The following is a 13001-nucleotide window of genomic DNA, read 5'->3' as shown; positions in this document are numbered from 1 at the left end:
CCTAGACCTGTGTCAGCAGAACACCACGCAGGTAGTCCAGCAGATAAACGTACAGCCGGTCGACCTCCAACACCTGGCCCCGGGCCCGCAGGCAGCCGTGAACCAGGCCTTTGCCGGGATACAGCGTGGCCGCCACCCCGGCGCCTTGCAGGCGTTCGGCGTAGAGCATGCCGTCGTCCCGCAACGGGTCGAACTGGGCGACAGCGATCAAAGCCTGCGGCAACCCGCTGAAATCCACGGCCAGCAATGGCATGGCGTAGGGCGACGGCTTGCCCGGCCCACGCAGGTAAAGGGCGAGATAGCACTCGGTGTCGGCGGTACTGAGCAGCGGCGCGTCGACGCAATCGCGGCGGGACGGCAGGTCGGCGGGGCCGCCCAGGCCGGGGTAGATCAGGACTTGCGCCAGGGGCTGCGGCTGATGGTCATCCCGCAGGCCCAGGCACAGGGCCGCCGCCAGGTTACCGCCGGCGCTGTCACCGGCCACCACCAGACGCTGAAGGTTGATCGGCTGGGGCGCTTCGCCCACCTGGATCGCCTGCCAGACCGCACGGCAATCCTCAAAGGCGGCCGGAAACGGGTGTTCGGGTGCCAGGCGGTAATCGATGGCGATCACCAGCACTTGCAGTGAGTCGGCCAGTTCAGCACACATGAAGTCATGGGAATCCAGGCCGCCGACCACCCAGCCGCCACCGTGCATATAAAGGATGCATGGCCAGCCGCTATCAGGGGTTGGCGTCGCCGGTTGATAAATGCGTACGCCCACGCCACCCAGGGAAACGTCTGACACCTGTAACCCTTCGGGCCGCGCCGGGGTGAACGCCTGGCACATGCGGTCGTAGCCTCGGCGCAATCCGGCCAGCGATGTGTCGTCGCTGGTGAAGGATTCGGTTTTTTCGACGAAGGCGCACATCTGCGCGGAAATCGGGTAATGGGACATCAGAAATTGCCCTGCTGCTGAAAACTTGAAGCACACCACAAGACAAATGTGGGAGCTGGCTTGCCTGCGATAGCGGTGTATCAACCAACGCCATCGGCGACTGATACACCGCTATCGCGGGCAAGCCCGGCTCCCACAGGGGTGCTCTATTGTTCGATCTATCGTGTTCGCATCAGGGCTTGAGGCTGGCCTGCACCGCCGCCACGCCGTCCTTGCCATCCAGGGTCGTCACGCCCGCCAGCCAGCGCTGCAAGTCCTCGGGATTGTCGCGCAACCATTGTTTGGCCACCTCCTGCGGCGTCTTGCGGTCCATGATCGGCACCATCAACTGGCTTTCCTGGGCCGCGGTGTAGGTCAGGTTTTCCAGCAGGCGTGTCACGTTGGGGCAACGTTCGGCGTAATCCGGCGCCGTCACCGTGGACACCGTGGCCATGCCTTCGTTGGCACCGAACACATCTTCACTGCCGGTCAGGTACGCCATTTTCATGTTGATGTTCATCGGGTGCGGGGTCCAGCCGACAAACACCACGAACTCCTTGCGATTCACTGCCCGCTGCACCGCCGCCAGCATGCCCGCCTCGCCGGACGCCACCAGCTTGAAGCCGCCGAGGCCAAAGCGATTGCTGTCGATCATTTTCTGGATATCGGTATTGGCACCGCTGCCCGGCTCGATGCCATAGATCTTGCCGCCCAGCTTGTCCTTGAAGCGGGCAATGTCGGCAAAGGTTTTCAAGCCGGCGTCGGCAACGTACTGCGGCACCGCCAGCGTCGCCTGGGCGTCGGACAGGCTCGGCTTGTCGAACACCTTGACCTGCTTGGCCGCGAGGAATGGCGCGATGTTGTTGTCCATCGCCGGTTTCCAGTAGCCGAGGAAGATATCCAGGCGCTTGTCGCGGATGCCGGCAAAGATGATCTGCTGCACGGCGCTGGTTTGCTTGCTGTCATAGCCCAGGCCATTGAGCAGCACGTCGGCCATGCCGCTGGTGGCGATCACGTCAGTCCAGCTGACCACGCCCATGCGCACGACCTTGCACGAGGCCGGGTCGGCAGCCATCGCGTTGGCGCTCAAGAGTGCGGCGCCGGTGAGAATCAACAGACAACGGTTGAACAGTCTTTTCATCGATGCGGTCTCACTCGGCAGTTTTTATTGTGGGAGTGGCGTCTGACGCGCCGTGCCCAACACCTTACCCAGCGAGACCTCGATCAAAGCGAACTGTGGCGACAGGGATTTGCACACAGACGACTTGGGAGGTGTGTTGCTGTTGAGGGCCTCTTCGCGAGCAAGCCCGCTCCCACATTCGACCGTGTTCCTCCTGAAGAAACACGGTCGAATGTGGGAGCGGGCTTGCTCGCGAAGGCTATCTCAGCAGCGACGCCACTCAGGAGTAATGCCGCTTGCCCCACGCCAGGAACCCTTCCAGCAGTTCCTTCAACACCACCCGCGTCGGCTCGGCCAGGTCGGCGCGATAACGGAAGGGCTCAAACTCTTCCATGTAGGTGCACTGCCCCAACTCCAGCTGCACGGCGTGGATGTTCTCGGCCGGGTTGCCGTAGTGACGGGTGATGTGCCCGCCCTTGAAGCGCCCGTTGAGCACATGGCTGTACTGCGGGTGGCCGGCACAGATGGCTTCCAGTTCGCTGGCCAGCTGCGGATCGCAGGCCGCGCCGTTGAAGGTGCCGAGGTTGAAGTCCGGCAGCTTGCCTTCGAACAGGTGCGGGATCACCGAGCGGATCGAGTGCGCATCAAACAGCAGCGCATAACCGAACTCGGCCTTGAGCCGGGCCAGTTCGTTTTGCAGAGTGCGGTGATACGGCGTCCACACCTGCTCCAGGTACGTGGCGCGCTCGGCCTTGGACGGTTCCAGGCCTTCGCGGAACAGCGGCACACCGTCAAACAGTGTCGCCGGGTACAGGCCGGTGGTCGCGCCAACGTACAGCGGCTTGTCGTCTGAAGGCCGGTTCAGGTCGATGACAAAGCGCGAATACTCCGCCGCCAGGGTGCTGGCGCCCAGCGCTTCGGCGAAGTCATACAGCGTGGGAATGTGCCAGTCGGTGTCCGGCAGGCTTTGCGCCTCGGGGATCAGCCCGGCTTGCACCGCCGGCGTCAGGCGCAGGCCCGCGTGGGGCATGCTGATCAGCAGCGGCACACGGCCTTGTTTGAAGTTCAGAACCTTATCCACAGCGGTACTCCTTAAACGGTGACTTCGACGCCGTGGCGCACGACGCGTTTATCCAGCTCGCCACCCAGCCAGTAGGCCAGGTCGGCGGGACGATCAATCTGCCAGGCGACAAAATCCGCGACCTTGCCCACTTCCAGCGAGCCATGGCTGTTGCCCAGGCCCAGGGCGGTGGCCGCGTGTTGCGTGGCGCCGGCCAGGGCTTCTTCCGGGGTCATGCGGAACAGGGTGCAGGCCATGTTCAGCATCAGGCGCACCGACAACGCCGGCGAGGTGCCCGGGTTGAGGTCGCTGGCGATCGCGATCTTCACGCCGTGCTTGCGCAGGGCATCCATCGGCGGCAACTGGGTTTCCCGCAGGAAGTAGAACGCGCCCGGCAGCAGCACCGCGACGGTGCCGGAAGCGGCCATGGCGATGGCGTCTTCCTCGGTCATGAATTCCAGGTGGTCCGCCGACAGCGCCTGGTAACGCGCCGCCAGGCTGGAGCCATGCAGGGACGACAACTGTTCGGCGTGCAGTTTTACCGGCAAGCCAAGTTTCCGGGCGGCGATGAACACGCGCTCCACCTGCTCCGGCGAGAACGCCAGGTACTCACAGAAGGCGTCGACCGCGTCCACCAGGCCTTCCGCTGCCAGCGCCGGGAGCATTTCGGTGCAGATGTGTTCGATGTAGGCATCGGCCCGGTCCACATACTCCGGCGGCAACGCATGCGCCGCCAGGCAGGTGCTGCGCACACTGACCGGCAACTCGGCGCCGAGGCGACGGATCACCCGCAGGATCTTGCGCTCGCTGGCCAGGTCCAGGCCGTAGCCGGACTTGATCTCGACGGTGGTTACACCGTCGCGCAGCAAACTGCGCAGGCGCTTGTGGCCGCTGGCAAACAGTTCATCTTCGCTCGCCGCACGCGTGGCGCGCACGGTGCTGGCAATACCGCCACCGGCCGCTGCGATCTCGGCGTAGCTCACGCCTTGCAGCCGCTGCTCGAACTCGCCGCTGCGATTGCCGCCGAACACCGTGTGGGTGTGGCAGTCGATCAGCCCGGGCGTGACCCACGCCCCTTGCAGGTCATGGGTGGTTGCGTAGTTCGCATCCGGCAGATCGGCGCGCGGGCCGATCCACTCGATGAGCGTGCCCGAGGTAACAATGGCGGCGTCCTCGATGATCGAGTAGTTGCCCTGGGCCATGGTTGCAACGTGGCAGTGTTGCCAAAGCGTTTTCATCAACGCCTCCATTAGGTTATCGATGAGACAAAGCCGGGTCGTAGTGGACCTTGGCCGTTTGCCCGGCGGCGGGCTTGACCCACAGCAGATAGGCGACGATCAGCAAGACGATCCACACGGCGCCGACCATAAGAGCGGCCTGGGTGTCCGGGAAGTAACCCAGCACGCCGAAGATGAACAGCATGAACACGATGGCGGCCGCTGGCGCGTAGGGCCAGAACGGCACCGGGAATTTCAGCTCGGCAATCTGTTCCCTGGTCATCGAGCGACGCATGGCCACCTGGGTGACCAGGATCATCAGCCATACCCACACCGTGGCGAAGGTCGCAATCGAAGCGATGACCAGGAACACGTTTTCCGGGATCAGGTAATTGAGCACCACACCGCCGAGCAACGCGGCGCCCATCACCACTACGGTCATCCACGGCACGCCCTGGCTCGACAGTTGGGCAAAGCCCTTGGGCGCCTGCCCTTGCTGGGCCAGGCCATACATCATGCGACCGGCGCCGAAGATGTCGCTGTTGATGGCCGAGACAGCAGCCGAGATCACCACAATGTTAAGGATGGTCGCCGCCGAGCCTATCCCCAGGTTGCTGAAGATCTGCACGAACGGGCTGCCCTGGCTGCCGATCTGCGGCCACGGGTAGATCGCCATCAGCACAAACAACGTCAGCACGTAGAACAGCAGGATACGCAACGGCACGGCGTTGATTGCCTTGGGGATCACCCGCTGCGGGTCCTTGGCTTCGCCGGCGGTGATGCCGATGATTTCGATGCCGCCAAACGCAAACATCACCACCGCGAAGGACGCGATCAAGCCACCCACGCCGTTCGGCATGAAGCCACCGTGGGCCCACAGGTTGCTGAGGCCGGTAGCGGGTGCTTCGCCCGCCGAGTGAATGCCGAACAGCATGATGCCGAAGCCGCCGAGGATCATTGCGACAATGGCACCGACCTTGAGCAGCGACAGCCAGAACTCCATTTCGCCAAAGACTTTGACGTTGCACAGGTTCAGGCCGCCGATCAGCAACACGATGCCCAGCACCCAGACCCAACGCGCGACTTCGGGAAACCAGAAGCCCATGTAGATGCCGAAGGCGGTGACGTCGGCGAGGCAGACGATGATCATTTCAAAGGCGTAGGTCCAGCCGAGGATAAAGCCGGCCATCGGGCCCAGGTAGGTACTGGCGTACTGGCCGAAGGAGCCGGACACCGGGTTGTGCACGGCCATTTCACCGAGGGCGCGCATGACCATGAACACCGCGGCGCCACCGATCAGGTAGGCCAGGAGCACGGCCGGGCCGGCCATCTGGATGGCGGAGGCAGAGCCGTAGAACAGCCCGGTACCGATCGCGGAACCGAGGGCCATGAAGCGAATATGTCGGGCGGAGAGCCCGCGTTTTAACGTCTTTTCTTGCTGGTGCATTTCTCGTCCTTAATTATTTTTATCCTGAGAAAATTCGAATCTGTAGAAGATCAAATGTGGGAGCTGTCGAGCCCCAGCGAGGCTGCGATAGCGGTGGGTCAGGCTACGAAAGTGCTGCCTGTTCCGGCGCCATCGAAGCCTCGCCGGGGCTCGACAGCTCCCACACTGGATCGGTGTCGCTCTTACAAGCTTGGCAGCAATTTCGCCGGCACCAGCTCGTTCAGGCAACGCGTTGCCAGCAGCTCACTGGCGGCATTGATGTCCGGCGCAAAGAAGCGGTCCTTCTCATAAAACGCGACTTTGCTGCGCAGGATCCCGCGCGCCTTTTCCAGCGCCGGCGAGGTTTTCAAGCCATTGCGCAGGTCCAGGCCCTGGCAAGCCGCCAACCATTCCACCGCCAGCACACCGCGGGTGTTCTCGGCCATTTCCCACAGGCGCTTGCCCGCCGCCGGGGCCATCGACACGTGGTCTTCCTGGTTGGCTGACGTCGGCAGGCTGTCGACGCTATGGGGATGCGCCAGTGCCTTGTTCTCGCTGGCCAATGCCGCCGCCGTCACCTGGGCGATCATGAAGCCGGAGTTCACACCGCCATTGCCCACCAGGAATGGCGGCAGTTGCGACATGTGCTTGTCCATCATCAACGAGATGCGACGCTCGCTCAGGGAGCCGATTTCCGCGATGGCCAGCGCCATGTTGTCCGCCGCCATGGCCACCGGTTCGGCGTGGAAGTTGCCACCGGAAATCACGTCACCTTCAGCCGCAAACACCAGCGGGTTATCCGACACGGCGTTGGCTTCCACCACCAGTACTTCAGCCGCCTGGCGGAACTGGGTCAGGCAGGCGCCCATGACTTGTGGCTGGCAACGCAGGGAGTACGGGTCCTGGACCTTGTCGCAGTTCTCGTGGGATTGCGACACTTCGCTGCTTTCACCCAGCAGGGCGCGATACGCGGCCGCAGAGTCGATCTGGCCGCGTTGGCCCCGGGCAGCGTGAATGCGTGCGTCGAACGGCGAGCGCGAACCCAGCACGGCTTCCACCGTCAGGGCGCCACAGGCCAGGGCACCGGCGAACAGATCTTCGCCCTCGAACAGCCCACGCAATGCATAAGCGGTGGAAACCTGGGTGCCGTTGAGCAGCGCCAGGCCTTCCTTGGCCGCCAGGGTCAGCGGCGTCAGGCCGGCAACTTTCAGCGCTTCGGTAGCTTCCAGCCATTCGCCTTTGTAGCGAGCCTTGCCTTCGCCCAGCAGCACCAGCGACATGTGGGCCAATGGCGCCAGGTCACCGGAGGCGCCCACCGAACCTTTCAGTGGAATGTGCGGGTAGACCTCGGCATTGATCAGGGCGATCAGCGCGTCGATGACCTGCCGGCGAATCCCGGAAAAACCCCGGCTCAGGCTGTTGACCTTGAGCACCATGACCAGCCGTACCAGCGCATCGCTGATGGGCTCACCGACGCCGGCGGCGTGAGACAGCACCAGGGAACGCTGGAGGTTTTCCAGGTCTTCGCTGGCAATGCGGGTCGAGGCCAGCAGGCCGAAACCGGTGTTGATGCCGTAGGCGGTGCGGTTCTCGGCGAGAATCTGCTCCACACAGGCGACACTGGCTTCGATCTGGGCCGAGGCGCTGTCATCCAGACTGAGGGTTACCGGCTGCTGGTAGATGGCCCGCAGTTGGGCAAGGCTCAGTTGGCCTGGAATCAGGTTTAGCGCAGTCACATTCATGCTCCTTTTGAGAGTGTTGTTAACTACCAGTCGCTCCGGATGCTTCCGTTATCCGCCGCTGTGCTCTTTTAGAGGATCAGTCGGCTTGGCACGCTGGTTATTGTTGGGAAAAGGTCAGTGCAAATTCGGTAGCGTGCGTTGCAGTAAATCGGCGTCCTTGAGCAACGCGGCGGTGGCTGCGATGTCTGGCGCCAGCCAGCGGTCCTGGTCGTAGGCCGGGACGTGTTCGCGCAGCAAACGCCAGGCGGCATCGGTGCCGGCGCCGAAGCGTTGGTCCTGGAGGAACTCGAACGCCTGGGCCGCCAGCAAGTACTCGATGGCGAGGATCTGGGTGACGTTTTCCAGCACTGAATACAGCTTCAGCGCGGCGTTGGTGCCCATGCTCAGGTGGTCTTCCTGCAGGCCCGAGGTGACGAAGTTGTCGAGCACCGCCGGTTGCGCCAACTGGCGGTTTTGCCCGCACAGCGAGGCGGCGACGTACTGCACGATCATCATCCCGGAGTTGACCCCGGGGTTGCTTACCAGGAACGCCGGCAAACCACTGACGTGCGGGTTGATCAGACGGTCCAGGCGACGCTCGGCGATGGAGCCGATTTCGGCCATGGCGATGGCCAGCATGTCTGCCGCCAGGGCCACGGACTGCCCGTGGGGATTGGCCTGGGACACCACGCGGTAGTTGTCTGGCGTGCCGAGCACCAGCGGGTTATCGGTGGCGCCGTTGAGTTCGGTTTCGATCTGCCGGGTGGCGTGTTCCAGCTGGTCGCGGGCGGCGCCGTGCACCTGGGGAATCGAACGGATGCTCAGGGCGTCCTGGGTGCGAATGCCTTTGCTGCTGGCGATCACTTCGCTGCCGTCCAGCAACGCGCGCAGGTTGATGCCCACTTGCTGCATGCCCGGGTGCGGCTTGAGCGCGATGATTTCTTCGTCGAAGGCGTCGATCTGGCCGCGCTGGCTTTCGAAGCTCATGGCACCGATCACATCGGCCCATTGCAGCAGGCGGTGCGCATCGGCCAGGGCCAGGCTGCTGAGGCCGGTCATGCACGGCGTGCCGTTGACCAGGCACAGCCCGTCCTTGGCACCGAGCACTACCGGCTGCAAACCTTCTTCAGCCAGCGCCTGGTGTGCGGGAACGATACGACCCCGATAGCTGACGTCGCCGACGCCGAGCAAGGCGACGCCAATGTGCGCCATGTGGGTCAGGTAACCCACGGAACCCTGGGACGGCACTTGCGGCGTGATGCCATGGTTGAGCAGCCCCAGCAGCGAATGCACCACCTGCGGATGCAAGCCGGATTTGCCGTGGCTGTAGTTAATGATCGCCGCGCAAATGATCGCGCGGGTTTGCTCCACACTCAGCGGCGCACCGACGCCGCAGGCATGGCTGAGCAAGGTATTGCGCGACAGCCGGCTCAGTTGTTCGTCCTTGAGCGACACGTTGCACAAGGCGCCCAGGCCGGTGTTGATGCCGTAGGCGCGCTCGCCGCTGGTGACGATGCGCTGGACGATGGCCTGTGCATTGTCGATACGAGCCCAGGCCTGGCCCGAGAGTTCGAGGATCGCACCGTGGCGAGCCACGGCGACCACGTCCTGCCAACGCATCGGGGCGTCGGCGATGATGATTTTTTCAGCCTGGGACATCGTTGACCTCTTCATGAAATTCGCAATTGTTGTGCAGCTTCACTGGCCTCATCGCAAGCGAGCCAGCTTCCACAGGGGAAACGCATTCCAAATGTGGGAGCCGGCTTGCCTGCGATAGCCTCAGCCAACCCACCACAAATATCGGATCAAACCACCGCCACCCGCCGCTGGACAAACCGGTTCACGTACTCATCCGCCGGTGAATGCAAAATCTCGCGGGGCGTGCCGACCTGGATCAGCTTGCCGTCCTTGAGGATCGCAATGCGGTTGCCGATGCGCACCGCCTCATCGAGGTCGTGGGTAATGAACACGATCGTCTTGTGCAGGGTCTTTTGCAGCTCCAATAACTGGTCTTGCATCTCGGCACGGATCAGCGGGTCGAGCGCACTGAACGCCTCGTCCATCAGGATGATGTCGGTGTCGGCCGCCAGCGCCCGGGCCAGGCCTACACGCTGACGCATGCCGCCGGAAAGTTGATGCGGGTATTTGTTTTCATAGCCCTTGAGGCCCACGGTTTCGATCCAGTGCAGCGCACGCTCGGCGCACACTTGCCTGGTTTCGCCACGCACTTTCAGGCCGTAGGCAACGTTGTCCAGCACACTCTTGTGAGGCAGCAGGCCAAAGCTCTGGAACACCATGCTGATCTTGTGCCGGCGGAATTGGCGCAAGGCTTCCATGTCCAGTTGCAGGATGTCTTCACCGTCCACCAGGATCGCACCGCTGGTAGGGTCGATCAGCCGGTTGAAGTGACGCACCAGGGTCGACTTGCCGGAACCCGACAGCCCCATGATCACGAAGATTTCACCGGTGTCGACGCTCAGGGACAGGTCGTTCACACCCACCACGCAACCAGTCTCGGCCAGCACCTCGTCCTTGCTCTTGCCCTGGCCAATCAACGCCAGTGCATCCTTGGAGCGGTTGCCGAAAATCTTGAATACGTTTTTGACTTCAATTTTGCTGACAGTAGTCATTTGCTCGCCTCATGCCGTGGACGACCATAGGCTTGCGTAATGCGGTCGATGACCACGGCAAGAATCACGATCGCCAGACCGGCTTCAAGGCCGCGTCCAACGTTGAGGGTCTGGATGCCCACCAGTACATCTTCACCCAGGCCACGGGCGCCGATCATCGAGGCGATCACCACCATCGACAGGGCCATCATGGTGGTCTGGTTGATCCCGGCCATGATGCTCGGCAGGGCCAGCGGCAGTTGCACGCCGAACAGTTGCTGCCAGCGGTTGGCACCGAAGGCGTTGATCGCTTCCATGACTTCACCGTCCACCTGGCGAATGCCCAGGTCGGTGAGACGAATCAGCGGCGGTGCGGCGTAGATTACCGTGGCGAAAATCGCCGGGACCTTGCCCAGGCCGAACAGCATCAACACCGGGATCAGGTACACGAAGCTGGGCATGGTCTGCATGATGTCCAGCAGCGGCATCAGCACCGAACGCAGGCGGTTGCTGCGGGCCGACAGAATCCCCAGGGGAATGCCGATCAACACCGAGATCACCGTGGCCACCATCATCAGCGCCAGGGTTTGCATCAGCTTGTCCCACAGACCGACCGCGCCCACCAGAAACAGCAGGCCGACGATCACGACGGTGGTGAACCACTTGCGAGTGGCATGCCAGGCAATACCGCCGACAATCAGCAACATCAACCACCAGGGCGCTGCGCGCAGCAAACCTTCCAGGTTAACGATGGCCCACAGCAACGTATCGGAGATGTGCCGGAACACATCGCCGTAGTTGGTCACCAGCGCATCGACCCAACTGTTGACCCAGTCGGCGATGGAAAACGTAAAACTCTCAGGAAACATAGTGTGCTCTCGATCCAGTGGATTGTGGCCGGGCGCCCGGTTGCCTGTGGCGGCAACCGGAAACACTCAACCTACAAGGCCGCGTCGATTTTCTTGGCTGCGTTGTCGCTCACCATGCGTGCCAGAGTTCAGGATGTCCCTTGAGGAAAGTTTTCGCCAGTTTTGCTGTTTCAATTCGCTGTTTGTCATGCGTACCGGGTTCTGGTTAAGCAGGTTGAGCAGCGGCGCCCTGCACATCGGGCAGCACGAGGCGCTCAGGAATCGGGCTGTGCCATTTTTTCGCAGCCCAGTAGTACAACGCCGCCGGCACCACCAGGCCGATGATCCACGAGATATCGGTGTCGCCCAGGCTCGCGACCAGTGGGCCGGTGTAGAAATGCGTCGAGATGAACGGCATCTGAATCAGCACGCCGAACACGTAGATGCTGATGCCCATCAGGTTCCAGCGACCGTAGCGACCGTTGGGGTTGGACAGGGCCGGGATGTCATAGCGCTCTTTGGTGATGCAGTAGAAGTCCACCAGGTTGATCGCACTCCAGGGCGTGAAAAACGCCAGCAGGAACAGGATGAACGCGGAGAAATCCTTGAGGAACGAGTCCTTGCCCAGCAACGCCAGCGCGGCGGCAATCGACACCATCACGAAGATGTACAACAGCCGCGTGCCACTGCCGATATGCCGGCTGCCACGGAAACCACTGATGATTGTCGCGATCGACATAAAGCTGCCGTAGGCGTTGAGGGTGGTGACGGTGACCTTGCCGAAGGCGATGCTGAAATACAGCAGCGCCGCGACGATCCCGGTGCCGCCCAGGCCGACGATAAACGACACTTCGTGGTGAGCGAATTGCGAGCCTGCCAGGGCTGCCGCAAACACACCGAACACCATCGAAGCCTGCGCGCCGATCACCGAACCGAGGCCCACGGCCCAGAAGGTTTTCGAGGCCTGCGTGCTGCGCGGCAAGTAGCGCGAGTAGTCCGCCACATACGGGCCGAACGCAATCTGCCAGGACGCCGAGAGGGAAATCGCCAGCAGGAAACTGCTGAGGGAAAAATGCTTGTTGCCCAGCAACGCACCGATGTCGTTACCGGCCAGCAGCCTGTAGAACAGGTACACGAAGGCAACCACCCCCAGCACGCTGGCGATGCGACCGATGCCGTGGATCACCCGGTAGCCGAAGATCGTAAACACCATGATCAGCCCCGCGAACAATACGATGCCGACCCAGTCTTCAACGTGAAGCAACTGCGCCACCGCCTGCCCCGCCAGCAATGAGCCGCTGGCAGAAAAACCGATGTACATCAGGCACACCAGCACCAGGGGAATCACCGCGCCATACACGCCGAACTGCACGCGGCTGGAGATCATCTGCGGCAAGCCCAGTTGCGGGCCTTGCGCCGCATGCAGGGCCATGACGCCACCGCCCAGCAGTTGACCGATCAACAGACCGATCAACGACCAGAACACATCACCGCCCAGCACCACGGCCAGGGCCCCGGTGACAATCGCAGTGATTTGCAGGTTGGCACCCAACCACAGGGTGAACTGACTCAATAGACGGCCGTGTCTTTCCGCTTCCGGGATGTAGTCGATCGAACGCCTTTCGATCAACGGGGTGGTGCTTGCACGAGCGTCTTTTACTGCCATTTATGTTCAACCTCTGATGGATTGTTCTGTATGCGGATTGCTCTCCTGTGGGAGCTGGCTTGCCTGCGATGGCATCACCTCGGTCTTACTGAAAAAACCGAGTCGTCTGCATCGCGGGCAAGCCCGGCTCCCACAGGACCGAGCCAGTCTTTACTTGACCATCGGCAGGTTCAAACCCTGCTCTTTGGCGCAATCGATAGCGATCTGGTAGCCCGCATCCGCATGACGCATCACGCCGGTCGCCGGGTCGTTGTGCAGCACGCGCGCGATACGCTCGGCGGCTTCGTCGGTACCGTCGCAGACAATCACCATGCCCGAGTGCTGGGAGAAGCCCATGCCGACGCCGCCGCCGTGGTGCAACGAAACCCAGGTCGCGCCGCTGGCGGTGTTGAGCAGGGCGTTGAGCAGTGGCCAGTCG

10 protein-coding genes and 2 pseudogenes are annotated in these 13001 nt (G+C 62.4%); all 12 read right to left on the bottom strand.

Translation table 11 applies throughout. The annotated features are described in order from the left end of the window. Nucleotide 1: 1 nt before the first annotated feature. The gene (locus tag HX811_RS22720) at nucleotides 2–937 is read right to left on the bottom strand and encodes an alpha/beta hydrolase (RefSeq protein ID WP_003209274.1); all 936 of its coding nucleotides are present in this window, start codon (nucleotides 935–937) and stop codon (nucleotides 2–4) included. A gap of 172 nt (nucleotides 938–1109) precedes the next feature. Continuing rightward, the gene (locus HX811_RS22715; protein ID WP_010169147.1) at nucleotides 1110–2057 is read right to left on the bottom strand and encodes a choline ABC transporter substrate-binding protein; all 948 of its coding nucleotides are present in this window, start codon (nucleotides 2055–2057) and stop codon (nucleotides 1110–1112) included. Nucleotides 2058–2316: 259 nt separating this feature from the next. Beyond that, nucleotides 2317–3117, bottom strand: a complete 801-nt coding sequence (gene hutG, locus HX811_RS22710) for an N-formylglutamate deformylase (RefSeq protein WP_087692905.1) — start codon at nucleotides 3115–3117, stop codon at nucleotides 2317–2319. Nucleotides 3118–3128: 11 nt separating this feature from the next. Further along, nucleotides 3129–4334 carry an imidazolonepropionase gene (gene hutI, locus HX811_RS22705; protein ID WP_134325596.1) on the bottom strand — a complete coding sequence of 402 codons (1206 nt, stop codon included), beginning with the start codon at nucleotides 4332–4334 and terminating at the stop codon, nucleotides 3129–3131. A 16-nt stretch (nucleotides 4335–4350) separates the two neighbouring features. Continuing rightward, nucleotides 4351–5760: an amino acid permease gene (locus HX811_RS22700; RefSeq protein ID WP_003209267.1), complete on the bottom strand. Its 1410-nt coding sequence runs from the start codon at nucleotides 5758–5760 to the stop codon at nucleotides 4351–4353. 182 nt (nucleotides 5761–5942) lie between these two features. Then, complete coding sequence (gene hutH / locus HX811_RS22695) at nucleotides 5943–7481, bottom strand: histidine ammonia-lyase (RefSeq protein ID WP_085984627.1); 1539 nt, start codon at nucleotides 7479–7481, stop codon at nucleotides 5943–5945. A gap of 114 nt (nucleotides 7482–7595) precedes the next feature. Further along, a complete protein-coding gene (gene hutH, locus HX811_RS22690) occupies nucleotides 7596–9119 on the bottom strand; it encodes a histidine ammonia-lyase (RefSeq protein ID WP_177047514.1) in 1524 nt (507 codons plus the stop codon). Nucleotides 9120–9265: 146 nt separating this feature from the next. After that, on the bottom strand, nucleotides 9266–10090 hold the full coding sequence (locus HX811_RS22685; RefSeq protein WP_003209262.1) for a glycine betaine/L-proline ABC transporter ATP-binding protein: 825 nt from the start codon (nucleotides 10088–10090) through the stop codon (nucleotides 9266–9268). Further along, on the bottom strand, nucleotides 10087–10938 hold the full coding sequence (locus tag HX811_RS22680; protein ID WP_003209260.1) for a proline/glycine betaine ABC transporter permease: 852 nt from the start codon (nucleotides 10936–10938) through the stop codon (nucleotides 10087–10089). The genes HX811_RS22685 and HX811_RS22680 overlap by 4 nt, the downstream gene beginning before the upstream one ends. A 71-nt stretch (nucleotides 10939–11009) precedes the next feature. Continuing rightward, nucleotides 11010–11157, bottom strand: a pseudogene (locus HX811_RS22675) (histidine ABC transporter substrate-binding protein); the annotation flags it as partial. Then, complete coding sequence (locus HX811_RS22670) at nucleotides 11144–12583, bottom strand: cytosine permease (protein ID WP_087692903.1); 1440 nt, start codon at nucleotides 12581–12583, stop codon at nucleotides 11144–11146. The gene HX811_RS22670 and the pseudogene HX811_RS22675, both read right to left, overlap by 14 nt. 150 nt (nucleotides 12584–12733) lie before the next feature. After that, nucleotides 12734–13001, bottom strand: a pseudogene (locus HX811_RS22665) (urocanate hydratase); the annotation flags it as partial.

It is taken from the genome of Pseudomonas sp. F8002 (genome assembly GCF_013385495.1).
GTDB lineage: Bacteria > Pseudomonadota > Gammaproteobacteria > Pseudomonadales > Pseudomonadaceae > Aquipseudomonas.
This window is presented reverse-complemented; position numbering and strand designations above follow the sequence as displayed.